The 26,392-nt window shown below is 62.3% G+C and carries 21 protein-coding genes; 2 read left to right on the top strand and 19 right to left on the bottom strand.

The features are described from left to right. Nucleotides 1–60: 60 nt before the first annotated feature. Both ASD28_RS33300 and ASD28_RS05565 read right to left on the bottom strand, forming a co-directional pair. Nucleotides 61–2,466, bottom strand: coding sequence for an OmpL47-type beta-barrel domain-containing protein (locus ASD28_RS33300; protein WP_373994853.1), 2,406 nt, complete (start codon nucleotides 2,464–2,466; stop codon nucleotides 61–63). Between the two features lie 1,031 nt (nucleotides 2,467–3,497). Beyond that, the coding region (locus tag ASD28_RS05565; protein ID WP_229412379.1) for a hypothetical protein at nucleotides 3,498–4,268 on the bottom strand (771 nt) is incomplete at its 3' end. A 272-nt stretch (nucleotides 4,269–4,540) separates the two neighbouring features. On the opposite strand from ASD28_RS05565, the gene ASD28_RS05560 reads away from it, so the two are divergent. Further along, a complete protein-coding gene (locus tag ASD28_RS05560; protein ID WP_200948889.1) occupies nucleotides 4,541–6,196 on the top strand; it encodes a glycoside hydrolase 43 family protein in 1,656 nt (551 codons plus the stop codon). A 69-nt stretch (nucleotides 6,197–6,265) separates the two neighbouring features. Beyond that, nucleotides 6,266–7,297: a sensor domain-containing diguanylate cyclase gene (locus ASD28_RS05555; protein WP_056125183.1), complete on the top strand. Its 1,032-nt coding sequence runs from the start codon at nucleotides 6,266–6,268 to the stop codon at nucleotides 7,295–7,297. Between the two features lie 39 nt (nucleotides 7,298–7,336). On the opposite strand, the gene ASD28_RS05550 is transcribed toward ASD28_RS05555, so the two are convergent. The 17 genes from ASD28_RS05550 to ASD28_RS05490 all read right to left on the bottom strand — a co-directional run bounded on the left by ASD28_RS05550 (nucleotide 7,337) and on the right by ASD28_RS05490 (nucleotide 26,302). Beyond that, the gene (locus tag ASD28_RS05550) at nucleotides 7,337–7,528 is read right to left on the bottom strand and encodes a hypothetical protein (RefSeq protein ID WP_056125181.1); all 192 of its coding nucleotides are present in this window, start codon (nucleotides 7,526–7,528) and stop codon (nucleotides 7,337–7,339) included. Nucleotides 7,529–7,652: 124 nt separating this feature from the next. Next, nucleotides 7,653–8,183, bottom strand: coding sequence for a hypothetical protein (locus ASD28_RS31640; protein WP_156403834.1), 531 nt, complete (start codon nucleotides 8,181–8,183; stop codon nucleotides 7,653–7,655). Nucleotides 8,184–8,242: 59 nt separating this feature from the next. Next, nucleotides 8,243–8,521 carry a hypothetical protein gene (locus ASD28_RS31635; RefSeq protein ID WP_156403833.1) on the bottom strand — a complete coding sequence of 93 codons (279 nt, stop codon included), beginning with the start codon at nucleotides 8,519–8,521 and terminating at the stop codon, nucleotides 8,243–8,245. Between the two features lie 89 nt (nucleotides 8,522–8,610). Next, nucleotides 8,611–9,045 (bottom strand): hypothetical protein, encoded by a 435-nt coding sequence (locus tag ASD28_RS31630; RefSeq protein WP_156403832.1) that lies wholly within the window; start codon nucleotides 9,043–9,045, stop codon nucleotides 8,611–8,613. 578 nt (nucleotides 9,046–9,623) lie between these two features. Beyond that, nucleotides 9,624–10,205: a hypothetical protein gene (locus ASD28_RS31625; protein ID WP_156403831.1), complete on the bottom strand. Its 582-nt coding sequence runs from the start codon at nucleotides 10,203–10,205 to the stop codon at nucleotides 9,624–9,626. 17 nt (nucleotides 10,206–10,222) lie between these two features. After that, nucleotides 10,223–11,773 (bottom strand): LysM peptidoglycan-binding domain-containing protein, encoded by a 1,551-nt coding sequence (locus ASD28_RS30865; RefSeq protein WP_082577363.1) that lies wholly within the window; start codon nucleotides 11,771–11,773, stop codon nucleotides 10,223–10,225. Beyond that, complete coding sequence (locus tag ASD28_RS05540; protein ID WP_229412157.1) at nucleotides 11,770–14,619, bottom strand: type VI secretion system Vgr family protein; 2,850 nt, start codon at nucleotides 14,617–14,619, stop codon at nucleotides 11,770–11,772. The genes ASD28_RS30865 and ASD28_RS05540 overlap by 4 nt, the downstream gene beginning before the upstream one ends. Before the next feature lie 27 nt (nucleotides 14,620–14,646). Beyond that, nucleotides 14,647–15,018: a hypothetical protein gene (locus ASD28_RS05535; protein ID WP_056125177.1), complete on the bottom strand. Its 372-nt coding sequence runs from the start codon at nucleotides 15,016–15,018 to the stop codon at nucleotides 14,647–14,649. An 18-nt stretch (nucleotides 15,019–15,036) separates the two neighbouring features. Continuing rightward, a complete protein-coding gene (locus tag ASD28_RS05530; RefSeq protein WP_056125175.1) occupies nucleotides 15,037–15,642 on the bottom strand; it encodes a hypothetical protein in 606 nt (201 codons plus the stop codon). Between the two features lie 9 nt (nucleotides 15,643–15,651). Continuing rightward, nucleotides 15,652–17,295 carry a LysM peptidoglycan-binding domain-containing protein gene (locus tag ASD28_RS05525; RefSeq protein WP_056125172.1) on the bottom strand — a complete coding sequence of 548 codons (1,644 nt, stop codon included), beginning with the start codon at nucleotides 17,293–17,295 and terminating at the stop codon, nucleotides 15,652–15,654. Nucleotides 17,296–17,306: 11 nt separating this feature from the next. Continuing rightward, a complete protein-coding gene (locus ASD28_RS05520; protein ID WP_056125169.1) occupies nucleotides 17,307–17,756 on the bottom strand; it encodes a hypothetical protein in 450 nt (149 codons plus the stop codon). 126 nt (nucleotides 17,757–17,882) lie between these two features. After that, entirely contained in the window at nucleotides 17,883–18,893 is a 1,011-nt protein-coding gene (locus ASD28_RS05515) for a PoNe immunity protein domain-containing protein (RefSeq protein WP_056125165.1), read from the bottom strand. 62 nt (nucleotides 18,894–18,955) lie between these two features. Further along, the gene (locus ASD28_RS05510; RefSeq protein WP_056125162.1) at nucleotides 18,956–20,428 is read right to left on the bottom strand and encodes a hypothetical protein; all 1,473 of its coding nucleotides are present in this window, start codon (nucleotides 20,426–20,428) and stop codon (nucleotides 18,956–18,958) included. Beyond that, nucleotides 20,425–23,640, bottom strand: a complete 3,216-nt coding sequence (locus tag ASD28_RS05505) for a type VI secretion system Vgr family protein (RefSeq protein WP_082577360.1) — start codon at nucleotides 23,638–23,640, stop codon at nucleotides 20,425–20,427. The genes ASD28_RS05510 and ASD28_RS05505 overlap by 4 nt, the downstream gene beginning before the upstream one ends. A gap of 26 nt (nucleotides 23,641–23,666) precedes the next feature. Beyond that, nucleotides 23,667–24,653, bottom strand: coding sequence for a type VI secretion system-associated protein TagF (gene tagF, locus ASD28_RS05500; RefSeq protein ID WP_056125161.1), 987 nt, complete (start codon nucleotides 24,651–24,653; stop codon nucleotides 23,667–23,669). Then, nucleotides 24,650–26,002: a hypothetical protein gene (locus ASD28_RS05495; RefSeq protein WP_156650882.1), complete on the bottom strand. Its 1,353-nt coding sequence runs from the start codon at nucleotides 26,000–26,002 to the stop codon at nucleotides 24,650–24,652. The genes tagF and ASD28_RS05495 overlap by 4 nt, the downstream gene beginning before the upstream one ends. Before the next feature lie 36 nt (nucleotides 26,003–26,038). Beyond that, the gene (locus ASD28_RS05490; RefSeq protein ID WP_036228705.1) at nucleotides 26,039–26,302 is read right to left on the bottom strand and encodes a PAAR domain-containing protein; all 264 of its coding nucleotides are present in this window, start codon (nucleotides 26,300–26,302) and stop codon (nucleotides 26,039–26,041) included. Between the last annotated feature and the right edge of the window lie 90 nt (nucleotides 26,303–26,392).

The following is a 26,392-nucleotide window of genomic DNA, read 5'->3' as shown; positions in this document are numbered from 1 at the left end:
GCGCGGCCGCGAGCGTCAGCCAGGATAGGAAGTGCTTGAAGCGAATCATGGTCAGGTCCTTTACTGGATGCTGAAGAGGGCCGGCGTGTACGCGATGCCGGCCTTGTTCGGGTTGGAGAAAGTGGTCGTCAGGGTGACGCTCTGGCCCGCGGCCAGGCTGGCGACGGGCAGCGCCATGTACGGCACGCCATCCTTGACGCCGGTCTGGGTGTCCAGCGTGACGCCGGCCGTCAGTGCCTGCAGGCGCAGATGCAGCGGACCCGTCAGCGCCTGGCCACCGGTGTTCGTGATCGTCACCGTACCCGTGTACTTGTTGGTGAAGCGGTTCACCGTCAGGCCCGAGCGCGCGATCGACACGGAGGAGGTCACGTCCGCCGATTTATCGATCGACACCGTCACCGCGTGTGCCTGTTCGGTGTTGCCCGCCCAGTCCGTGCTCCAGTAGCTCACCGTGTGCGTGCCGCTCGTGGTCAGCGTGACGGTGTTGCCCGTCTGCTGGGCACCGCCGTCGACCGTATAGTACGTTGCAGCGACACCCGAGCCGCCCTGGTTGTCCGTGGCCGCGAAGGTGATCGTCGCGTCCGTGGTCACCGTGCCTTGCGGCGCGGTGGCGGTGGTGCTGGGTGCGGTCGTGTCCGCGGCGTTCACCGTACCGTACAGGCGCAGTTCCGTCATGTTGCCGAACCAGGCGTTGGCGTTCGTCATGCGGATGTAGCGGTATGGCGTGGTGTCGGTGATCTTCAGCGACTGCCACTCCGGCGTATTCCCGGCGAAGGTCGAGATGTTGGTCCACGTCGCATTGTCATTGGAACCCTGGACGACGGTGCCGTTGATACGGCCCGAGTACTGGTTCTGGGGACCGATGACGTCGACGCGCGACAACACCGTGGTGACGCCGGGCCGGAAGTCGAACTTGACCCAGCCATTGTTGCCGCTGCCGTTGAGGCGCAAGTCGGTGTTCGTCGTCAGGTTGCTGTCGAACAGCAGTTTTGCGTTCTTGATCACGTCGGTCGCATTGCGGCCGTTGGAATCGGTGACGGTGGCGATGTCGAGCACGTTGTCGATGTAGTCCTTCTGGTCCGCGATCGACAGGGTCGACGAATCGGTAGTGAACAGGACGGGTTCGGCGGCGGTGCCGTCGGCGGTCTTGTAGTTGAGCAGCAACTTCACCGGTCCCGGTGCCATGGTGGCGTTGACGACTGTCGTCGCCGTCCAGTTCAGGTTATCGGTCGTGGTGATGGTGGCCGGTTCGCCCTGGATCGTCGCGCTCACGTTGTTGATCGGCTCGGACGACTGGAACGTCAGCTTGATCGTATTCCCCGGCACGACCCGGTTCTTCAGCGCCTGGTCGGAACCCAGCGACACGCTGGTCAGCTTGTTGACCGTTTCATAGCGGGTGCCGAAGATCCGGAATTCGCCGAGCTCGAGGATGTTATACGTCCAGAGATCATGGATCATCGAGAGCTTGTAGAAGCGGTAGCGCTTCGTGCGGAACTCGTCCGCCACGTTCAGCGTCTGCCAGCCCTCGATCCCGAGCGTCTCGTCGGGCGAGATCCGGGTCCAGTTCTCATTGTCGTTGGAACCGAAGATGGTCACGCCGCCGACGCGTTCCGGGAAGCTGGTGCGCGGCTGGAGCTGGAACTTGTTCGCAGCGACTTTGAAGCTGGGACCGAAGTCCAGCGTGAACGTGTGATTGGTGTCGCGGGCGATGGTAAACGCGATGAAGCTGTCGGTATTGTCATCGACGCCATTCGCCGCCCAGTCGCCGAAGTTCGTGACCAGGTTCGTCTTGAAGAACAGGTTCGTGTAGTCCATGCTGCCGTCCTTCAGCAGCGGGGTCAGTTCACGCAGGCCGGAGACCGCGTTGCGCAATGCCCCCAGCTTCTGGAAGTAGGTATCGTCGGTGCCTGAGCCGATCGTGTTCTGCATGTCGGCGTAGGCACTCTCGTAGGCCGTCTTCGTCGCGGTGACGTACAGCGTGTCCGGCTTGAACGGCGCGGCGACGGTCGCCACGGCAGCCTGCCGGTCCGCGGCAACTTCGACGATGACACGCCTGGTGGTTACCGAGGTACCGTCCGATGCTTCGGCGATGAACGTGTAGGTGCCGGCCTGCGTGGGCTGCCACGAGAACGCGCCCGTACTGGTATCGAACGTCGCGCCCTGCGGCAGGTTGTCCATATTGTAGGTCACCACGTCGCCCGCGGCCGGGTCGGTGGCCGACAGGTCGAGCGTCACCGGGATGGTGGCGCCGGCATACGTGTACGCCGTCGCGTCGCCGGTGCCGGACTTGAAGACCGGCGGGCTCAGCAGGGTGCTGGACTTGACGTTGATATGGTCGATGTCGACCGTCGTACCGGCGCCGGTGACCTTGAGCGGCAGGAAGTCGCCCAGGTTCAGCGGCACCACGACGTAACGCCACTGGCCCCGCGTATTCGGCAACGCGAGCGACAGGCCGTCGACGTCCATCATGGCCTGGCCACTGGTGCGGATGCGGAAGCCCATGTTGGGGATGGCGGCCCCGTTATAGCTGTACACGGCGATGCGCGTGCCTTCCGGCGTGGCTGTGGTTCTAACAAAACCGGTCGTGCCTTCGGTCTGCGCGACCGCATTGCCGTCGTACGCCGTGAACCGGTCTTCCACCTCGCGATACGGATCGACGATGGGGATGCCCAGGTATTTGCTGCCTTCCGCTTCGGCGGCCTTGGGAAGCGTCAGCCAGAAGTCGCCGCCGCCGTCGACGCCATCCCAGTTGTAGGCCTTGCGCTTGGCGTAGATCGTCGTATAGCCCGGTGCGAGCTGCTCCAGGTCGATGCCGCGGACGTATTTGTAGTAATAGAAGGCTTCCCAGGTGTTCTGGGAGAGCCGGCCTCGGTACGACGGATTCACGTTGTTGTACATCGCGCGGATGCTGCCATCCGGATTGACGCTCATGGCGACGGGCACCCATGGGATGTCGTAGCCGATCATGTATTTGCCCCACAGTTCGTGGACGGCCAGCAGGCGGTCGTCCATGAACTCGTACGGGCCGACGGCGTTGGATGCCGTCGACGGCGTGCCCGCCGCGGGATCGACCTTGGTACCCTGAGCCAGCATCAGGCGGGCGAGGATTTCCGAGTTGGTGAGGTCGCCGGCGCCGTGCGCCTGGTCGCGGCCCATCTCGACGTGCTGGATCTGCGGCGGAATCTCTTCGCCGGTGGCGNAGGATTTCCGAGTTGGTGAGGTCGCCGGCGCCGTGCGCCTGGTCGCGGCCCATCTCGACGTGCTGGATCTGCGGCGGAATCTCTTCGCCGGTGGCGTCATTGCGCGTCACCGTCCGGAATAATTGCTTGATCGAGCCAGTCCATGCGGGGTCGGGCGCATCCTTGTTGACGGTGAACCATTCGACGGCCTGGTTGTACCCGTCGCGGTCGCCCATGAAGATCGAACCGGACATCTTGGCGATGGTCGTGTACAGGTGCTGGTTCATGAACCGGCAGTTGCAGTTGTCGAAGGTCTGNCCCGTCGCGGTCGCCCATGAAGATCGAACCGGACATCTTGGCGATGGTCGTGTACAGGTGCTGGTTCATGAACCGGCAGTTGCAGTTGTCGAAGGTCTGGATCACGGGCGTGACCAGGTTCCTCGAGAAGTTGACCGTATCGTCCTCCGTCCACGCGAGCGCCGGCGTCTGGGTGCTCGTATAGCGCAGGATTTCCGCCGCCGCCGTCATGCGGCTCAGCGGGATCCCGGTATGGATGTGCGAGTCGACGAAATACACGTACTTCGACGGATCCATTTTCCCGTACAGGCGGATGATCCGCATGGCGTTGGCGCGATAGACGTCGTCGCCGGTCACGTAGTACAGGATCGCCTGTGTGTAGGCGGTCAGTGCGTCGTTGATGAACAGGCCGTTGGCGCCCTGGGAATCGATCCCCAGGATACGCGGCTGCGTCGGGTCGGCGCCATTGACGTTCGAGATGCCCACCGTACGCGACGCCTTGCCCGACTTGAGCATCATGTTGAAGTGGGTATTCCAGGGCTCCTTCTTCGCCAGGACCTGGGTCCGCATGGTTTCCAGGGTCGCCTTCGTGAGCCCGACCCCGGGATGCTTGAAGCCGTTCGCATCGATCGATTCGCTGATGACGGGCTGGTAGCTGGTCACCATCGTATCGATCGGGTCTGCGGCCATGGCGACCTGGCCCGGGTAAGGCACCAGCGTCGCGGCGATACCGATCGATACCGCCATGCAGGCGATACGCCTCGCCGCACGGTCGAGTTTGATTGCTCTCATGTTTGTCCCCCCCATTTTTCTACCTCTTCTCGTGTTTAGGTTACCGATAACATCTTGTGCCGGAGCCAAGGCCTGGAAAAATCCCAAAATCTCGCTCCAGAGGTTTTTAATGTATGAAATAGGCCAGTTTCCCAGCGGTATCGACAGCGCTACCGGTGCAAATCGGCCCGATTGACTGGACAGGAATGTACGTTATCGATACCATACAATTGTAGACCGAATCCCAACCGGCGGACACAAATTTTTAACGATCAGGACCATCTGCAACGGACATGCCCACCTTTCCCGAACATGAACTCTCCCGCTGGTGCGCAGTCGCACTGTCCGGCCTGCTCGCTGCTGCCATGGCGGGCCCTTGCCAGGCCGGCGACGGCGTCACCTGGGGCGACTGGACCCGGTGGGGCGATCTCGGCAACGGCCGCTATCGCAATCCCGTCCTGCCGGCCGATTACAGCGACCTGGATGCGATCCGCGTCGGCGACGACTACTACGCGATTACGTCGACGTTCCAGTTTTCTCCGGGGATGGCGGTGCTGCATTCGCGCGACCTGGTCAACTGGCGCACGGTGGGCCACGCGGTGCCCGACCTCACGCAGATCTCGCCGGAACTGGACTGGACACGGATGAACCGCTACGGCCGTGGCATCTGGGCCGGCGCCATCCGCCACCACGCGGGCCGGTTCTGGATTTATTTCGGCACCCCGGACGAAGGCTATTTCATGACGAGCGCGGAACGGCCGGAAGGGCCGTGGGCGCCGTTGCAGCACGTGCTGCGGGAAACCGGATGGGACGACTGCGCCCCGTTCTGGGACGATGACGGCAAGGGCTACCTGGTCGGCACGCACTTCAGCGACGGCTACAAGATCCATCTGTGGGAACTGAGCGCGGACAACCGCAGCCTCGTGCCCGGGACCGACCAGGTGATCTACCAGTCGAAGGGCAGCGAGGCCAGCAAACTGTACAAGTTCAACGGCACCTATTACCACTTCTTCAGTGAAGTGCAGGGAGACTCGCGCGTGATGATGATGCGGCGGGCGCCGTCGATCCGCGGACCGTGGTCGGCGAAACGCCAGCTGATGCAGGCGGACCGCGCCGCCATGGAGCCGAACCAGGGCGGGATCGTCCAGGGCCCGGACGGCAACTGGTATTTCTTCACCCACCACGGCAGCGGCGACTGGGCGGGACGGGCCGCGAGCCTGTTGCCGGTCCACTGGATCGACGGCTGGCCGGTGATCGGGCAGCCCGACCGGGCCGGCATCGGCACCATGGTGTGGGAGGGACGGATGCCGGGCATGCCGTCGGTCCGCCGGTTCCCGCAAGGCGGCGACGACTTCGATGCCGCCACGCTCGCGCCCGTCTGGGAATGGAATTATCAGCCGCGCAAGGACAAGTGGTCGCTGGCGGCCCGTCCCGGCCATCTGCGCCTGCACGCCTTTCCCGGCCTGGACGGCGCCAACCTCCTCAAAGTGGGCAATGTGCTGACCCAGCGCGTCGCGCGGACGGGCAGCCAGTCGTTCGCCGCGCGGATCGGGCTGGCGGGGATGGCCGACGGCCAGCATGCCGGCCTCGTCCACTTCACGGCACAGCCGCGCGCCGCCAATCCCGCCGAATCCACGGCGTCCGCGGGCATCGTGATGGTGGCGGGCGAGCGTTACCTCGAAGTGTCCCGGGACGGCAGTTATACCCGATTGCAGCCGTGGAAGCACGATGCGATCTGGCTGCGCTCGACGTGGGGGCTGGATGGCAAGACGACGCTGGCCGTCAGCGCGGATGGAGCCAGCTACGAGACCGTGCTGCCCGGCTTGTCGTTGACGTGGGGCGCGTATCGCGGCAGCCGTGTCGGCGTGTTCACGTTCAATCCGGCGGGAGAACATGGCTATGTGGACGTGGACAGGGTGACTTATCGCATCGACAATCAGCAGTATTAACTTGTCAACAAAGGGCAAATGGTCCACACTGGTTGTGTGATTATTTGTGATATTTCTCCTTGACTAGACATGAGTACCGTCACGCTGGACGCGGCCGTGCTGCTGGACATCATTGACATCCAGACCGAGATCGCCTGCCAGGGCCTGGATCTGGGCGGCGTCATGCAGCTGGTCAGCCAGCGCGCCGCGACGCTGTGCCGGGCCGAGGGCGCTGCGGTGGAATTGGCCGAGGGCAATGAGATGGTGTACCGCGCGGCAGCCGGGCTGGCCCGGGCGCAGTTGGGGTTGCGCCTGCGGCGCGAAGGCAGTCTGTCCGGCCTGTCCGTGGACAGGAATGAAATCCTGCGCTGCGACGACGCCGAGCTCGACCCGCGCGTGGACCGCGTAGCGTGCCGCAAGGTCGGCCTGCGCTCGATGCTCGTCGTACCGCTACGCCATGACGACCATTCGGTGGGCGTGCTGAAAATCGTGTCGTCGTCGGTGAACGCCTTCGGCACCTGGCATGCGCAGGTGCTCGGTCTGCTGTCGACGCTCGTCGGCGCGGCGATCTATCACGCGGTGCAGAACGCGTCGAACGACCTGTACTACCGCGCGACGCACGATGCCCTGACGAGTCTCGCCAACAGGGCCCAGTTCTACGACAGCCTGCGCCAGCAACTGGCGCGGGCGGCGCGGTGCCATGGGCACGTCGCCGTCCTGAACATCGACATGGATGGGCTGAAAGCGATCAACGACAGTCTCGGCCACCGCGCCGGGGACGCGGCGCTGTGCGAGATCGCCAGACGCATCGGCGGCGAGTTGCGCGCGGACGACATGGCGGCACGGGTGGGGGGCGACGAGTTCGGCGTAATCCTCGTCGGCGTGCGCGACCGGCCCAGCGTTACGGGCAAGTGCGATGCTTTGACTACGGCGATCGGTATGCCGTTCGACTTTGAAGGTCGCGCGCTGCCGCTGAGCGCCAGTATCGGGTTTGCGCTGTGGCCGGATGATGGCGAGGATATAGAGCACCTGATCGAACTGGCGGATCGGGATATGTATCGGGTCAAGCATGGGCGCCGACGACTGATCGGTCGGGGTGATCAATCGCCGATGGGTCAATGATATCGTGATAGGGGCGGTATAGATAGCGTTGGGAGCCGCTCAGGTCGCGTTATTTGTCGTCGAGTTCGGCCTGTCGCGTCCAATAATCCGGAGTGACGTGCTTGTGGTCTGGCGCACCGGAACCTTGGCGCCTTCCAGTTTGACGGGGATATTGATGGTGTACTTCGCAGAAAGATCAATCATCCATTCCCTCAGGCCCCTGATCGCCGTTGGCGAACGGTACTCGTCCATCTTGATCGATTCCCCGGGCGCTACGAACGTGAATCCATTGCGTAGCCAGAGACCCGCGGGCGCGTGCAAAGGCGCATCTTTTTATGCTGGCCATGGTCGAAGAAACGGCCAGGCGATCGAGTCATCAAAATATTGAAAGATAGACAAGTATTTTTCCAGATTTTTTGCAGGAAAAACCGCTCACCTTGCGTCCGGAGCCCTTTATCTCCGTATCATATTCATGGCATCCGCCAGCTGTCGTGAGATTGATATTTGCGTTCCTGTTCTTCTCCAGCATAGTGCGGAATTGGTTCGAGAGCCAGGGCCGTGCAGCTTCCGGGACAATATAAATAAGTTTGTCGTTCGTACCGCGCGTGAAGCCATCGGTATGCGTGAGCGGTTCGATTTCCGCGACAAGCGTCATGTAATCTGTGTGTCCTGGGACGCCACCATCGTATTCCGGAGTTCCGAACATTTCCCACCGGGCCGACTTTAGGTCGGCGGGTAGATCGACGAGTTGTTGCAATGCCTTGATATCGTCGGAAGCTTTGAGTTTTTTATCTTGTGGCGAGCAGCCGGAAACGCAGAGACCGGCTGCGGCAAGTAATATCCCCACGGTGAGACCAGTCTTGGCTGGCCTCAGCAGGTATACAGGGTGATTATGGACTCGCTTCAAGCAACACTTCATTATTTTCCCTTATTTGTGGAGCCATCGCCCCCGAACTCGCACATGACTTAGTTCGTTTTGGGGACGGTGCGTCCCTCACACATGTCGTCCTCAACGGCGCCGCCTGGTACTTTCATGTCAATACAAATCAGGGTTTGCTTGTTGTTTTCCGCCTTTCTAACATACTTATTCTGAATGGTGGCTGAACTTGTCGAAGAACCGCCCGGGCGCACTCCATTCCAGGCGAAAAGAGAGGCACTGTCGATAATTTTCATTAAAGGAACCGGTTCGGCCAGCGGTAATGGATTCTTGCTGCCGACAGCGCTTGCCCGCCAGATGTCATGCATGGTGGCAGTAGGAACCTCATACAAATAGTACGTGACGCCACTGAAGAATTTACCTGTTCTATACAGGAGCCGCGGACAGCTTTTCTGTATCACCGCGTGCTTGTCTGAAGCGTCGACAATCTGGCGGTTGTACCTTGGGCAAAGATTGCCGGGGTGTTTGGCTTGTCGATTTTGAATGCGTGATTGAAATTGGGGGTGCTGAAGTAAAGAAGCCCTTGCGCCGGCTCCAGTCGCATTGAGAATTTCGTACTCTTCGTTATCAGCATCTCCAGATCTGGGTTTTTCGTGGAGGTTGAATAGATCGGAATTTGCCAGCGAACCTGATCAGGCCCATCAGCCTTTATTTTGTTCTGCTCCGCGCGCGCCTCGCGCAGCAAGACATCTTGCGGGTCTTCTACGGTAGGAGTGTTTCCACACGGTTCGCTTGTGCACTGAGAGGACGTTGTCGAAATTTCATGGCTCCATGCCCGTTGGGAAGTGTAGCCGAGTATGGCGATGGTCAGTGCGATGATGGTTATGCGCATATGCGGCGCAAGCCCCGACCCGCACGCAAGGAATGTCCGGTCTAGCTTTATCGATTAGCTTCCTGAAAGAAGTTGTAAATAACCGATTGTTTATGCGTTCAAGATTAAAGCATTCACACATTTTGTTCTTTTTGAGCCGGCGTGAAGGGTTGGCCGCCCGTCCTTTCTGACGTCGTGTTTATAAATATTATGGACTGTCATTTGCGTTGGTGGACTGTCGCTCGGAAACGATCCCGTCCAATCAAACTTATACCCGTCTTTTATTCTTTTAATCGCTATTTCCGGCTCGGCAGTGGGGAATGGAATTGCGGTATTGATTTGTGTCGATGCCGACCATATTCCTCGTAAAGTATTTGTACTTTGATCGTAGATAAAATAGCCGGCACCCCTAAAAAGACGCTCCGGCCGATGCTCAGGTTTTAGACAAGTCTTTTATATTAACGCATAGCTAGGGGTGTCATCGATAACGCGAATAGTGGAGCCGCTGTCCGGCAGACCGAGCCTACGGCTGTCGGATAGGCGACTGTATTTCATTTCGAAAATATTTCAAAGACGAGTTAATTTTTAAAAAGGTGGTATCAATCGCCGATCGGACCTATCACTTCCCGTTGAGGGCGATATAAATAGCGCTGAGGTCCAGCTAAATCAATAAAGGTTTCCTGTTTTCCCCACTTGACTTTTTTCAGGTGTTCGCATATGTCATCGTCAGGATTGTAGGAGAACGGCTTAGATACAAAGGGCTTTGTGTCAGTAAAGTCAAGCATGATATAACGTCTCACGCAGTTACTCGTTGCGCCAACAGAAACGATCATCCTTTTCACATCACTCGGGCCGCTCTGATTACCTTTGCTGGAAGCCCAATCGATGACATTTGTGAAGCTGTCAAGCATGAGTGATTGTTCGGATCCTCCTTTGTCGGTAACGCCTTCTAAATTCACGATGGCTTTTCCGTTCAAGAGAATTTTGATTGCAGGGGTTCCCCGCTCGCCAGAACGGTCCAAAAACTCAAGCGTTCCCAGTCCGGTATGGTACGAATAATAATCGGAGCCTCGTTCATCCAACAAGACTTTTTGTTGTGCGTCAATCGGCCTTTTGGCATTTTCTGAGTGGCACAAACTTGCGACGGTGCAAAGCAGGATTGTAAAATAGAGCTTTTTCATTATTTATTGATGATTGATTAGCGAATAGCGATTGTAAGGTCAATAAGGTGGCGCGGGAGCGTGCCCTGTCTTGTACACATTTTGTCGAAAATTATGATCTTGTTGTCAATAAACTCGCCGAGCCAATTTCGATGGGCCTTGAGATAATCACCACCCGCCCGCTTTGCACGTATTTCCGCGCCTTCATCTTTGACCTGGGTTCTAAGAAGAAGCTCCGCCTTCTTTGCACTCATTGTATTATAAATGAAAGATATAGCATCATCTGCTCCGAGATGATGGGTTAAATATATCACTTTCGCCTTTTCCCCGTCTGGAATGCTGTCTACTTTTACGCCTTTAGACTTCAATATCTCGAGGTTCTGAAGGCCATAGTCAACGGCTGTATTGATCGCGCATTCGGGATCATACCGCAAATCGAGGAGATTCTGAATATTCTTATCACTCGACGTGGCCCATTTCTGTATAAACCTACGTGAAGAAAGTAATCTATCGAGGCTGGATTTCGGTGCGGAAGTGATGACTGTGCCGTCAGCCAAGTTGAATTGAGGATATGTTTTCTCCAATTTGTCTTTACCGCGCAGCACGGTCTTTGTCTTTTCAGTAATCCATCCCTCGCGTTTAGCGCGTTCGTACAAGAACGTGCCCTTGGTGAGGGCCAGGCTTATCCATGTGGCGTCAAGAAACTGTGTCATTCCTCTGGCAGACGATCTTGGATTCTCAGAACGAGGGTCCCACTCACCAGTATCGTATGTTTGCTTGATAAATACTGGCGTGCCATGTGCGTCAGTTTTTTGTTTGCCAGTTTTTTTGTCAATAACTGGCAATTTTTTTACGTTTATAATGCGAGCCGCCTCTGCGTTCATAATGGCAGCAATAGCATGAGGAGACAGTTTTGAACGTCGCGAGGCTCCAAGAATGATTTCGCGATACTTATGGTTGGCTTCCAGCCTCAGATTTTCAGGATTCGGACATTCCAATGCGACCTGCTGTACAGGATGGCCGTTCTGGCTCCGAGTAAAGGTAGTGCTTCCAATCTCTTGTCGGGTTGTTTCGACAGGTTTGGCAGGTTGACCTGGACCTTCATGTAATTTCTGTTCAGAAGTCCTTTTTATTTTTGGACTAACAACTCGCGCGTGTGTTGTGGGACCCGCTGGCTTTACCTCGGAAATGGTCTTCCATTCTCCGGCCAATGTCTTCACGGAAACCTTAATTTCGTCACTCGGCTCGAGGACGACAGCAGGGACGAATCCATCGCTGTCAGTTGAGTGATGCAATTTGTGTGCGCCAATCGTTAGATTGACGTGCATGCCTTCTATAGGCTCATTTGAGGCATCAATAAACTGGCAAGTAATAATCGAGAGATCATCGAGCTGCGGGAGTGGTAACGGACCGAGCTCTTCAGGTGTTACCTTAATAGCCAGACGCGGCAATATAAGTACTTGATCTATTTTAATGAGATTATGGTTGTGTATGTCGTTTAATGAGGCGAGTTCATATCGATCGACCTTTTCCCGGGCCGCAATACCGGTTAGGGTGTCGCCCTTTTTTACCACATATATCCTGTTCATTCTTCTGCCTCCAAATCCATCCAGTCGTCTGGTTCTAACGTCACGGGGTCCTGATCGGCAGTTATGTCGGTAACCCAATTTCCGCTTCCGACAAGGACGACGAATTCTTGCGGACGTTCTTGATCGGTTAGTCGCTGCGTCCTGCCATCGCCTTGCGTAGTGCCGGTATACGCAACCTCGAAGCTTTCGGTGTCAAAGACGTCGACATCGACGCCTTCCGCCGGCTTACCCGTGATAGCCGATGTCGCTGCCCAGCGTATGCTATATGGCTGTAGTATTGGTGTAACAAGACGATGCGGGAGCTCTTCCAATCGTGCGGCACCGAATGAACCTTCATCAAATACTTGTTGCGCGCCTTTAACGGAAAACCTGCCCGGACAAGCAAACGTAATGTCCTTCCCCTCCAGCGTGATCGACGCCTGCCCCGCCTGCAGCACGATCTTCTTGCTCGCCTTGACCTCGATCCCGTCGTTGACCGAGATGACGGTGACTTCCTTGTCTGCCAGGATCTCGAGCTGGTCCGTATGCGCCTGTACCGACACCGGCCCGTTACCCGCAACCGCCTGTATGCCGCCCTCGTGCGCATACAACGACGTCGCCTCGGCCGACACCGACGACGACGTGTACGCCGCCGTCACGTGCATGTCCGACTGTGTCGTCCAGTGCAGATGCTGGCCCGCGAACAGCACGGTCGACGCGGGTGTCGCCCAGTTGATGCCGGCTTGCGAATCCAGCAGCACGACCGGCGCGCCGAATCTCTCGACGGGCGACGACGGGTCGAGGTCGCGCGATCCGGGCGTCGGCTTCGCGGCGTCCTGGCCGTTCGCCGGGCCGGCGAACTTGCCCTTGTCGGCCGGATCGATTTGCGCGAGGAAATCCTTCTGCGCCTGCACGGCCGCCTTGCTGGTCAGCGCATGCTGTCCCGTCGCGGCGTCCAGCAGGGCTGATCCGAGCGATTGCGCCGCTTTCAGGCTCGCTACCGCTTCGGCCGCGTCCATCTGCGTCGAGCTGACGCCGGCGCCTTGCGCGGAGCGTGCGCGCGTCGTCAGCAGCACGCCTTCCGCGCCGCGCACGACGGCCCAGGCATCCGTGCGCAGTTCGAAGCCGCTGCCGCGGTAGTGGCCGCGCTGCGCGCCGCCTGGCGCCTGGCGGACGAGGTGCCCGAGATTGAGCTGCGTGGCCGCCGTGCTGGTGGCCAGGCGCATGCGCAGCTGGCCCTGCGTGTCGTCCAGCTGCCACTGGTTCCAGCCGGCGCCGTCGAACGTCTGCGTGTGGATGCCCGAGATCGTGCCCGCGTGGTCGACGCCGGAATCGACGCCCGCCGCGAATGGCGGCGCATCCGCGCCCGTGTACAGCTGCGCGACCACGAGGGGGCGGTCGATGTCGTTGTCGATGAAGTCGACCAGCACTTCGGTGCCGATGCGCGGCGTGAATTGCGACCCCCAGTTGGGGCCCGCCAGCGCTTCGGCCACGCGCACCCACGTACCCGAGCGGTCGTTGCCGGGGGCGCAGCCTGCGTCGTCCGTGTCGTGATCGAGGCCGCCGCGGTTCGCCGCGGCGCCGCGCTGCCAGGCGAACTGCACGCGCACCTGGTGGTCGCGAGTCGTGGTGGCGACGCTGTCCGGCAGGCCGACCACGAGCGCCGTCTGCGGGCCGAGCGCCGTGTGCGGCTGGGGCAGGGCGGTCGCGCGCGGGACGACGGCCACGGCGTCGCGCACGCAGCCGAACCGGTTGCGGTACGTGCCGGGCTCGACGCCGCCGCGGTCCACGGCCGCGATCTGCGCGCCGACGTTGTTGCGCGCCTCATGCTCGACCCACAGCACCTTGAAGGCGTTGTCGCCGTCGGGGTAGCGGTCGTGCTGCGTCAGCGTGAACGCGTGGCCGGCGGCGAGCCGGCGCGCGGCGCCTTCGCCTTCGAACAGCTTGTTGTCCAGTTCCAGCGCCTGCAGCATCAGGCGGCTGTGCAGGTCGGCCGCGCCGGCGTCGGTGGCGATGCGTTCGCCGGCGCCGTCGTACACCGTAAGCAGCGGCAGCGCGCCGGCGTCCAGGATCGATTGCTGTTCGGCGGCGGGCGCGCGGACCTGGGCCGGATCCCAGCTGCTGATCGAGACGGCGTTCGCCTGCACGCGCCGGCGCGCGCGGAAGCCGTCGATGGCGTCGTCGGTGTCGGTGGCGCGCACGCCGTGGAAACGGATGGCGGCGTCGCCCGGCGTCGCGGGAAACTCGGCCGCGCTGTCGAAAATGATCACGCGGTGCCGCGCCTGGCCGTCGTCGGCCGTGACGGCCTGGTCGTGCTCGAAGCGCCAGGAGAGGCCTTCCGATGCCATCAGGCGCACGAAGAAATCGTAGTCGCTTTCGCGGTACTGGGTGCAGATGGGGCGCGACGGCAGGTCCTGCGTGATGTCGAAGTCGAAGCGCAGTTGCGGGTAGTCCGCGAACAGCTCGGTGACGATGTCGCGCACGTTCTTGTCCTGGAAGATGTAGCTGTCGCGGCGCAGGCGCAGCAGCGCCAGCGCGGGCTCCAGGCGCAGCCGGTAGCGCGCGACGCCGCCGTCGGCGCCCAGCCACTCGGCCGCGGTGCAGATGCCGTGCCACGCGCGGCGCGACCCGTCGGGCTGCAGCAGGCCGACGGTCAATTCTTCGCCGATGAAGCCCGCGAGATCGAGATCCGTCGACGTGCTCAGTGCGTCGACGTCGAAACGATATGCATCGTTGACGGCTTCGCGGCCGCGCACGCTTTCCGCGAGCGGGGATTGCGGCAGCGCGGCGTCGTGCGCGCTGGCCAGCGTGATCAGGCGGGCGTGCTGGGACAGGCCGGTGCCGAAGCGGCGGAGTGCTTCGCTCAACGTTGCGAGATCCATGTCAGAACAGTGTCATTGTCGGGTTGGTGGATTGCGGAGGGCGCCCAGGCGTTGCGACAGCGCGGTCCTGGCCGCCCTGATATCGCCGGTTGCGCCTGCGCGATTGATGTCGGCGGACAGGTCTTTTTCGACCTTCAGCGCGCCGTCGTTCGCGATGGACGCGATGGCGACCAGCTGCTTGCTGGCGTCCGATCTGAACATGGAGATGTAGTACGTCGCGACGGGTACTACCGCCTGACTGGGCGAGCGCGCCAGCTGACGGAGTTCGGCGCTCTCCGCACCGCGTTCCTTGAGGAACCTGGCAACGTCGAGCTGCTGGGCGGAAGCCGGCAGGCAGCACGTCGCCGCGATGCTCAGGGCCAGGATCGGGGCAATGTTGTTCATGTCGGTGTCTCGCGGCGATCAGTCCGCGAAGGCGCTTTCAGAGAACTCGACCTTGTTGCCGCTCTGCGTGAATGCATACACCGTGCGGCCAGTCTTCTTGTCCGTGCGGACCTGCAGCGTCATCGGTACATTGTTGGCACTGAACGACGCGGGCAAGGTCGGCTCGTCGAACTGCGCCGCGACAGCCGCCGCGGAAAACGGCGAAGCGTCGTCCGGGTTCGCAGCATTCCGCGCGAGCGTTTTCATCAGCGGCGTCCAGCGCTGCTTGTCGGACGAGGGCTGCGCGATGTAGATGTAGCGATAGCCCTTGATGCTTTTCATGTGGGCGGCGAACTCGGGATCCTTGCCGTATTTCGCCAGCTCGGCGTCGAGCGAGGTTGGCGCCGTGTTCCTGACTTCGAAGCAGCAGGCGACGGTCAGCGTCGATCCGACGCCTTGCAGGCCGCTAAAGACGGCCGGCGCGGACAACTTCTGGTCGATCATGACGTAGACCGGCCGCGCGCTGACGTTGGCCCCGTCGGCCATGACGGGAATCTGTTCGACGATACCCGTGATGGGCCGGTCGTCGGCATGGCAACCGGCACAGGCCAGCGCGCTGAGGGGGAAGAAGAGATATTTTTTCATGGGCATCGATCAGTGTCCGGTGTCGGACCAGTGCATGTCTTCCTGTGGATAGTAGAGGACGCCATAGGTCGCGCCGATGTCGACCAGCGTCGAAAACCCTTTCACCTTGACGTCCTTGCCGTCGGCGTCCTTGACGGATTTGCCGACATAGGCGCTCAGGTTCATGTCCAGCGCGCCGCCGAAGTTGTGGCGTGAGCGCTTGGGACGGCCGACTTTTTGCGACTTCGAGTGCGGTTTGATCCCGTAGCCCTTGCACATGTCTTCCGCCGCCTGTTTGGCGGCCGCGAGATCCGGCTTGCCGTCGGAACCACGATGTGTCCAGTCGATGGCGACGTTCGGCCAGGGCGGGACGGTGGTCGGGTCGGTACCACGGCAGATCATGAACGACCAGTACATCAGGTAGGAGCGTTCGATCGGACGGAAGACGGCGTTGACCTTCACGCCGACGCCCGCGGCCTTGAGCGCGGCGATGAAGCGCGTCGCCTTCGGACGGAAGTCGGCATTCAGGCCCGCCAGCGTGTTATTGCCGAGGAACCGTCCGCACCACTGCTTGCCGCTGGCTTCCAGCTGGGGGCTGCTCAGTACCGTAATCGGATGATTCTTGTCGGTGCGCTGGCGGTCGACCTGGACGGCGGGTGCCGGGGAAGGACGTGGCTTCGGTTGCGGCTTCGGTGCCGGTTTGGCTGGCGCCGCGGCCGGCTTCGGGGGCGATGCCGGTTTCGGCGCGGGCGCGGTTGCCGCGGCCTTGCCGGGAATGCGCAGGTGCTGGCGCGCGAAGATCCGGTTGCGGTCTTTCAGCCCGTTCGCCGCGACCAGTGCATCGACGGTCACGCCCGGATATTTTGCGGCGATCGTGCCGAGGGTTTCCCCGCCCTTGACGATGTGGATCAGCGGCGCCGTCCTGGCCTTGGTCTCGTGGACCTCGGCATTGCTTTGCATCGCGAAGTACGGTGCGATGAACGTACACGCGTACCCGGTGCCGGTGTCGAGCAGATCGCCGATCTTGTCGCCCACGTAGTCGAGGTAGAGCGACAGTTTGTCCTCGAACAGCTTCGGGTACAACAGCGGCAGGGCGCCGCCGGCATCCGTCTTGACGGTGATCTCCTGCTTGCCGCCCCTCAGGGCGACCGGCTGCCCGGCCAACGGCTGCTGCAGCTTGTCGCGCAATTCCGCCGTCTTCGGTTTGCCCAGCGGGACGATCTTCCCGGGGATCCAGCCTTCGTGCTTCGCCATCGCCGCCGTCAGTTTCTTGAACTGGTCGTCGGTCAGCGCATCCAGGCGCGTGGACTTGTCGACGCCGGTCGCCTTGCTCACGGTGGCGATATAGCCGTCGGTGTCGTTCTCATTGCGCGGCGCGTACGCCTCGATCATCGATGCGATCGAGTTGTCGCCGTAGACCTCCTTGAGCAGGCGAATGCGCTCGGCATCGCCGGTCGCGCGGTCGGGAAAAATCAGGAAGAGGCTCTTCGGGTTGGATGTGCGCTGGGCATAGCCGATACTCGTGCTGACGACACGCTTGCCCGGTTTGGCCATGTTGCCGGGATTGTTGGTGCGCCACGCGAAGGAGCCGCCGATGTACAGCGTCTCTTCGCCGTTCTCGTCGAAGTAGTGGACGGTCTTCTTTTCGCGATAATAGGTCGCCCGTACGAACATCGGTTTACCCCTCAGCGGCCGAAGAATTCATGGCCGATCGCATCGCGTCCATCCACGTACTGGCCCTTCGAACGTTGCTTGCTGTCGCTCTTGAACAGCGGAATATCCTCGTTCTCGTTGAACCGGACGACTTCGAAATCGAACGGCGTCTTGCGCGCACCCTGCGCATCGGCGCTGGGCCCGACTTTCGTCGCCTGGACAGCGAACAGGTGATTTCCTTCGACGTAGAACGCAACGGCCTGCGTATTCGCATCGCCGGACTCGTAGTCGCGGAAGTTGTAGCCCAGGCCTTTCGGCGTGCTGGTCGTCACCTGCAGCCACGGATCGCCCACGCTGTCCGGCATCAGGTACACGGTGAACGTGTCGAAACTGCTCGCCGTGCCGTTGGCGACCATCCCGCGCACGATGCGCAGCGACATCTTGCCCAGCTTGACCTCGTTGACGCCGTAAGTGAGCTTCACCTCGTTGTGTGCCGGCGCCGCAACCGCCGGCGCATGGACGCCGACACAAAACCAAGCGGCAAGGGCGGCGGCTGCGTTACGCAGTACTTGCGTGCTCTTTTCCATAGTCAGGATAAAAACGCTCGACTACGCTGCACCGACAAAGCGCCAGACCGTCAATCCATAGGGTGACTTCAGATCCTGCATCGGTGCACCCTCTGCATAGACCGCCTGGTGGACGGGTACACCGATCGATTGCCAGTGTCCTCCGACGGGGCATGCTTCGCCCGCTTTCGCGCGAATTTCTGCAGCCAATTCGTTCGGCGCTACTGTCGAGCTTGCTGCGGTCGAGTTCCTGACATGATCAACCAGGTCGCGTGGATAGAACGGCAGGTCCCGATACGGTCGATCGTCGACATCCAAAGCAATCGTGATTGCTGCGGCTTCCCAGGCCCAATAGCCCATGAAAGACGAGCCGTTGGTGTGAGCGTCGTAATAAGGTTCGCGACGGCTCGCTTCGTACCAGCCCAACAGGTACTCCTTGATCAGTCCCGGGCGGTCGGATGGTCTTGCCTCGAAGATCGCCAACGCCGTGTAGTAGGGTAAATGGCGTGTGCATTCATTGGGCAAAGGATACGGGCGTCGGATGTAAAGCGACGCAATCCGTTCGAGCAGACCGTCGCGCACCGGGTTGTTGTAATCAAGTATTGCCATGATCCGGGGGATCAGTTTCGTTTGTCCAAGCAAGAGCGAGAAGCAGAGCAAGCGGTTAGCAATCTGGAATTCGACATCCTGCAGATGAACGGCCGGCGAATTAATTCTCGCTCCCTCGTCGGTTCGATTGAATGCCTGGGTATATAAGGCGTACTCGTCAAAATAGTCGACGATGTATGGGAAAAATTTCTCCAACTCCACGATGTTCGCCCCAGCCGAGTAGCTGATCGTCAGCAGGTCGAGCGCGTAATCGCAGCGTGCCTGGGTAAGACGTACCAGCGCGGCCTCGTCTTTGCCCGAGAGCCACTCTGCATCGTTCAGCTTCTTTTGGGCGTTGGGAATGCGCCTGGCGATGTCTTCTGCTTCATCGTTGTAGGCGTCATAGTCGAGTAAAGGCTCTCGTCTTGATTGTTTGAATTCGGACTTCGCTAGGATATGAATCATGGGTTTCTCGCAGATTGTTTTCAACGATCGCATACGTTACCGGGTCGCCACGGCAGCCGGTTTTAGCGGTTCAAGATATTGTCCGGAAGGTTCAACATGGTTTGCACCTGGTGAGTCTTGCCACCCGATTTTCTATGGGTCGTCAACTGCCGCCCGGTCACCAGCGAGATCCACCGGTTGTAGGGACAGTCAATGTCGCCATCCTCCCAATCGCGAATGAGTCGTATGAGGCGCTTGCCCTCGAGTGTCAGATGTTTGTCCTCTTCGAGGCTTCTACGGATCCAGAGGTGGCTCATCTGCGTAGCTAGGCTGGTCCTCTCGTTGGGTTTGGCGAGCCCTTTTCGGAGCTCGGCATCGGTAGTTTCATCGCTACCGACCGGCACCCGACGATTCGAGTACTGGTCGCGATCAGCGTTCTCGAAGATGTTCGGTTGCCCGTTCCTGGCCGGATTCGCCGCTTCGTCCGCGCGCAGAGCGTCGAAAGCCTGCTGCAGGTGTGCAGGCAATGCAGCCATCAATTTGAACGAATCGAATATGCTCGACTTGGTTTCGCCCACGACGAAGGGCCGCCCGGTCGTCATGTTGCGCCATAAATGATCGAGCCCGTTGTGTCCCTTGCTGTACTCCTCGATGAGCCGTCCGTCGTGATTCGCCTTGCGATAATGCGTATGTTTCCGACGCACGTAATAATCGGTGATATGCTCGGCAGGAATGCCGCTTATCCAGGGCTTCTCTTTCGTTTTGGCTTTTTTCTTTGTGCTGGTATGGGTCGAGTTGGGCGATAATTTTTCGCCCTTTTCCTGAGCGGCCCTTTTTTGCGCCAGCTTGCGTTCGCGCCGAACGGCCTCGAGCTCCTGTTCGGACGTCCGGACGGCGGTGTTTGCCGATACGGCCGGTCGCGTGGGGGTGACCGTCGCGGTATTCTTCGGCAGTTCATGTCCCAGCATCTTCTGATGCACCTGCCGAAGTTCGCCGAAGGCCTCGTCGATCATTGCGGGGCCGCGGCGCTCGAGCGCGCGCAGTTCCTGTGTAATCTGGGCCACCTCCGCGCGACCAGCGACCGCTTTGACGACCCAGCAATCGAGACCGTCGACGAACGCGTCGATGCTCCTTCCGAACAAGGTCTTGGATTGCGCCGCCAATCCTGTCCAATCAATTTTACTCATGAACTGTTCGACGTTGCCACGCAGTTTCGGCGATACGGCTTCCAGCACGCGGCCGAAAGGCACGCCTTTTCGCATCAGTTTGAACCCGACTTTCAACGCGTCGCCTGCGGCCGGGATGCAACCAATCAGCGTAATCACCAGTTCGATCCACACACCGACTGCGCCGGGCGTCTTCGCGACCGCGATGACACCCAGCACGAGGTCGCGCGCGTCCATGGCCTGGCCTACTCCGGGGACGACCCCCAGGATACCAGTGACGATGATGTGGGAGGGCGATGAGCCCGCGCCCGTCACGAGATCGGCCAGCCATGTACCGACACCATCGTCGACATCCTTGATGGCGCGGGACGACACGCTAACGGCACTCATGTTTGTGCCTCCTCGCCGTCCCGGGCGTCATCTCCGTGTTCGTCGTCGTGCAACTCGCGATAGGTGCGGACCAATTGACGGGAATCCGCAGTATCTTCGCCTTCGTAAAGGTAGTCGTCGTAATGGAATTCATAGTCGTGATCACTGCCGACGACCATGGTCTCGATTTCATCCGGAAAGTAGTTCTGTTTAAGGTGGGCGTCTTCTTGCGCGAAATATTGTTCCAACAATTCTTCTGCGTGCTCGGCGCTCGATGGCCTAGTGCCATGCAGCGCGTTTGGCTTCCAGGGGCGGCGCGGCCTGGCGTCGCGTTCGTCCTCTCCGAACATCACGGTGGCGCCAATCGCCGGTACGTTGTCCAGATGAGCGAATCCATTCTGGTCCAGCTTTCCTCGCCTGGTGACGCCGTTATCGAAAACAACCGTGTAAGGCGCGCCGACCATCGGTTGCATGTCATCCCACCTGTAATTCAGCTCAAGATAATTCTCGATATTCGCCGGGTGCGGCATGTATGGAAGCGAGGGGGTAGCGCTCTGTGGTCCAGTGAATTCTTTCATGCTTGCCTTGAAGGCGATTGTCCCGGGGCCATGCAGTTCGATGTCCCCGCCTGAAAGCCGGATATATGCACCCTGCGCCGTCAACAGCACATGATCCTTGGCTGCGACGTTGACGCTCTTCGCGATGCTCGCCACCGTGATCATCTTGTCGGCCGTCAGCCGCGTCTGGCCACTCTGGCTTTGCGTGCTGACTTTGCCGCTGGCCGCATGCATGCGGATGCCGGTTTCCTGACTCGGTTTGCTGTTGCCCGTCGCCTTACCGTACGTGAACAGGCTGACCCCGGCCTTTACCGAGTGAATGATGTTGCCTTGCGAGGCAAAGCCGATATCCTGTCCCGCCGTGATGCTGGTTGTCGTGCCTGAAGCAATGACGGTCGATGCCGGCGTGGCCGCTGCGATACCGGCGGGTGCGTAGAGTTGCAGTTGCGGTTGGCCGTACGCGGTCACGGCGCCGTCGATCGATGGCGTGGTCAGCGTCGCTGCGGCCTTGGCGAGCGCATCGATCGCCGGCAATTTGTCGGACGACGTTTCCCCGGCCATTCTGGCGTTGTGCTTGCCGGCGGTCTCGGCCAGTCCGTGTTGGAGTGTACGGCTCTGTTCGATCTGTGCTGCGGCCGGTCCGGATTCGAGCGCGCTTCCTTCAGCGGATGAGCGCTCCGTCGCGACCAGCAAGCCGCGCCCGGCGCGAATTGTCGCGCCGTGTTCCGTCTTCAGCTCCGCCCCCAGCCCCACGGCCCCCAGTCGCTGGTTATCCGTCTGATGCACCAGATGCCCGAGATTCAGCTCCGTCGTCCCCCGATGGGCCTTCGCATGCCGCTGCAGCGCCACGCGCGCCTGCCCCGGTGTGTCGTCGAACACGAGCTGGCTGTACGCGCCGGCACCGTTGCCGCTGGCCTGCATGGCCTGGCTTTTCAGGCCGGACAGCACCGCCGCATGGGCGTGTGCGCCCGCGGCGCCGGGAAACCACGCGCCCGCGTTGCCGGTCGCCGCACCCGGGCCGCCGACCACCGTGTTGTGCTGGGCGTCGCCGGCGCCCGCACCGTTGTAGACGGCGCCGATGACGACCGGCCGGTCGATGTTCCCGTCCAGGAAATCGATCAGCACTTCCTGGCCGACGCGGGGCAGGGCGTGGCTGCCCCAGTTGGCGCCGGCGACCGGTGCGAGCGGCGTCGCCACGCGCACCCAGGTGCCGGCGCGGTCGTCGGCAGGCGCGCCCGTGTGGCCCTCCGCGTCGGGATGATCGAGGCGGCTGTGGCTCGCCGCGCCGCGCTGCCAGTGGAACTGTACCTTGATGCGGTGGTCGCGGTCCGTGTGGATCGCCGTGCCGGGCGGGCCCACCACGATCGCCGTCTGCTGGCCCTGCACCGTCGGGCGCGGATGCAGCAGGCGGCCGTGGCCGTCCACCTGGCTGTCGCGGTACGGCGTCGCGGCGGGGATCGCGTCGAAGCTGTTGCGGTACACGGGGCGTTCCGCAACGCGCTTGCCGCGCGCATGCATGCTCGCCGACAGGATCTCGTCGTTGAGCGCCGCGACCGGATCGTGGCCCAGGTGACGGGCCAGCGTCGATGCGGTATCGGCATCCAGGTTGTTGTGCGCGAGGTGGCGCACGCGCACGAGCAGGAACGCATCGGCCGCGCTGTCCCAGGCATGGTCCGCGAGGGTGAACGTCGTCCCCGGCGTGAAGGTGCGCACGGTGCCCGCGCCCACGTGGACGACCTTGCCCGCTTCCAGTGCCTGCAGCTGGCGCTCGGCGATACGCGCACCGTGCTCGCGGCTCGTGTATGCGTACACGCCGGGGATGTCGCGGCTGGCCAGTTCGACCGGATCCTGCCCGGCCGCGCCGACGGCCCGCACTTGGCGCGCGCGATAGTCCCAGCTGCGCAGTTCGACGGCGTTCGTCGCGAGACGCGCCTCGGTGCGCCAGCGGTCGATACTGTCCTCGCGCATCACGGCGCCGGATTGCGTAAAGCGCACGAGCGCCTGCGTGTTCGGCTTGAACGCGTCGTTGCTGTCGGCGATGACGAGCGTGTGTGCGCCCAGCGTCGCGCCGTCCGGATCGCCCTCGTGCTCGAAAAAGGCAAACAGGCCTTCCTCGCTCATCAGGCGCCGCACGAACGCGAGATCGCTTTCCTGGTATTGCGTCGTCAGGCTGCGCCGCGGGTAGAGCGAGTGGTCGACCTGGAAGCGCCAGGCCGGCGCCAGCCTGCCCTTGCCGTCGTATGCGGAAAACACGGTGTCGATGATGTCGACGATCGTCTTGTCCTGGAACACGCGGCTGTCGCGGCCCAGTGCGAGGAACGCCGTCCAGGGTTCGATCGTCAGCGTGTACCTGGCCAGGCCGCCGTTCGCCCCCGTCATCTCGGCCGCCGTCACGTGGCCGTGGAACGGACGCACGCCCTGGAACGGGCCGGCCAGCAGCTCGAGCAGCACGGGCTGGCCCAACAGCGACTTGAGCGCCAGCCTCGCATCCGTCGACAGGGCCGAGACGCGCAGCCGGTAACCCGTCGCGATGGCTTCCTCGCCGTGCAGCGATTCGGCCAGCAGGACGTCATCACCCAGCGGCGTATGCAGGCGCAGCGCGCGGCTCGACTGGGTGAAGCGCGCGACGAGTGCCTGGATCGCCTGGACCGTCAGAGGAAGAGAGGATGTCAGCATACGCGGGGTTCTCGAAGTCGCATGGTTCAGGTGCCGATGAATGCCGCGCCCAACGCCTCCAGCGCGGACTTGAGCGAGACGTCGGGCCGCCTCAGGTGCCGGGACAGCTTGGCGACCGCATAGTCGGAGTCCACCTGGTCTTCGACCCAGTTCAGGTCGTCGAAGGCGATGTGGCGCTCGCTGGCTGCCTGTGGATCCATGACCGCCTGCAGCGTGTGCGCCGACGCCCCGCCGAAGCCGAGCACGAGGCGCGGCTGCGCGCCGAGGCGCGTGACGAACAGGGCGAGCTCGAAATCGGCGCGTGCGAGGAACGGGGCGATCGCATGCATCCAGTAGGCGCCGACGAGGCCGCGGTACAGCGGATCGGCCGGCAGCGGCAGCACCAGGCTTTTCTCCAGCCGGCTCGTGCTGCTGGCCAGGACCGGTTGCAGCAGCAGGCCGAGCCCCAGCAGCACCCGGCGCACCGATCCGGCGTAGCCGGCCTGCGCCAGCAGCGCCTGCAGCGTGTCGAGGGACTGCAGTTCGATGAAGTCGGCGAACGCCGGCGCGTGGGCGTGCGAGCGCAGGTCGAGTTCGACGACCTGGCCGGCGGCCGCGTGCAGCAGCGCGTCGGCGTCGGGGGCCGCCACCAGTCCCTTGCTGAGCGCTTCCAGGCGGTTCCACAGGACACCCAGCATCTGCGGTGCCGATGGGACGAACGCATCCGGTTCGGCCACGTCGAGCATGCCCGTCATGAGGAACGGGAAGCGCCGTCCGGATGCGTCGCTGCTGGCTACGATATGGCCGGCGATCGCGTGCCGGCGGCGCGGACCCGCGATGACGAAGTGCAGCGGGGCGACCGCGTCGTAGCGCGACTTCCACTGCGGGTCGGCCATCATGAGGTCCATGGCGCGCGCGAGCCAGTCGTCCAGCAGCTTGACGAGCGCCGGGTTGTCGGAACCCTTGACGAAGTCGCCGCGGCTGGGGATCTTGCCGAAATAGCCGATCGACACATGGGTGGACGTGCGGCTCATCCGACTGTGGCGGCAGCGGCGGCGCCGGCCGGACGGACCAGGGCGACGCTGCGATGGATCGGATCGTTGTTCGCGACGCACAGCACGGCGCCCGCGGCTTCCACCGCCTGGTGGCGGGCCAGTGCGAGCGCGGCCAGGAAGGCCACGGCACCGGATTGCCCGCAGGCCGGACCGGTGGTCCTGACGTCGATGCCGGCGTCGAGGTGCGGCAAATCGTCGTGGGCCAGTGCCATCGCCTCGAGGACGCGATTGCTGCGGTGGTCGGCATCCGCGAACAGCGCGGACACGGCGGAGGCATCGACGGCCGTCTCGGCGAGCAGCCGTTCCGCCAGGCGGCGCAGGTCGGTCGCGTCGGCGCGCGGCGTCGCGTCGGCCGATGCGCCGCGCGTGGTGCTCGCCGCCTGCAGCGTCGGCGCCGCGTGCGCGGCATGGGCCAGCAGGAGCCCGGCGGCGCCTTCGCCCGGCACCAGTCCCTGGGGATGGGCCGCCGTGAACAGCGTGCCCTCGGCGGCCATCCGGTCGACGCGGGCCTGGTCGATGCGCGAATCGAAAGCAAGGAGCAAGGTCAGCACCGGCTCGGTGACTGCCTGGCCGGCCAGTACCGACAACAGGGCACTCGCGGCGGCGGCGGGTTCGCCAGGCGGCGCGGGACTGACGGTCACCTTGTCCGCATCCCATCCCGCCTGCGCTGCCACGTGCGCGAGCCACGCGCCGGCCGCCGTGCGCTGCGCGGCGGTCCAGTCGGCCGGCGCCAGCGGGGCGATGCGCAGCAGCGTGCCGTCCGCGGCGTCCAGCGCGGCGCCGGCAAGTTCGTCCACGACACTGCTCGCCAGTGCGAGGGCGCGCCAGTGCGCTTCACCGAAGCGGGCGTCCGGGTGGCCCTGTGCGGCGAGCCACGGCTCGGCGCCGGCCCGCCACGCGGCGTCGGCGGCGGACGGCACGCGCACGGTCATCACGGGATAGCCGGCGTCGTCGACGAGTTCCGGGTCCGGGTCGGGGCGCGCGCGTTGTGCGGCTATCGTGGCGGCCAGTTCGTCGATCGAGTCGCCGTGGCGCAGGCGCACGGCCGCGTCGACCAGCGCCAGCGCGGGCAGGCGCGCGGCCGCGACGGGAACGGGAGTCGCCGGGGCAGCGGCAGCGGCAGCGGATGCGGATGCGGGCTCCGTGCGCGCGAGGCGACGGACGAGCAGCACGCCCGCCAGCACGGCGAGCGGCAGCGCGAACAGGTACGTGACCAGGTCGGAGGTCGTGGGCGCGCGGTCGGTGCCGCGCCAGGTGAAGATCGCGCCACCCCAGAAGGCGCCGAACGTCAGCATCGTCAGGATGCCGCCGCGGATCCATGTGCCCATCAGGTCCATCTCCGCATCCGGCTGCGGCGGCACGGGTTACACATGATCGACCGTCGCCTGCTGGCCGGCGATCAGCGTGGCGCCGCAGCCGGCCTTGTCCCCATGGCGGGCGGCGGCCTTGCCGTCCACGATGAACGTGGTGTCGCCGCTGACGATGGGCGAGCGGCCGTGGCGGGGACACACGGTCATGTCGCCCACGCGCGCGATGCCCTTGCCGTCGCAATCGCTCAGCGTCGACGCCTCGATCACGCTGCCGCCGTGCGAGGTCCTGTCACCCAATACGATCAATGGTCCTGCCATGTTTTTCTTCCGTCACCGTTACATATGTTCAGCATGCAATGTTACATGCAGACAATATTTTTCCCGCATTATAGCTGGGCAAAACGGTGT

Source organism: Massilia sp. Root133, assembly GCF_001426525.1.
GTDB classification, from domain to species: domain Bacteria; phylum Pseudomonadota; class Gammaproteobacteria; order Burkholderiales; family Burkholderiaceae_D; genus Telluria; species Telluria orientalis.
The sequence above is the reverse complement of the archived record's forward strand: the minus strand, read 5'-3'. Positions and strand labels throughout refer to the sequence as shown.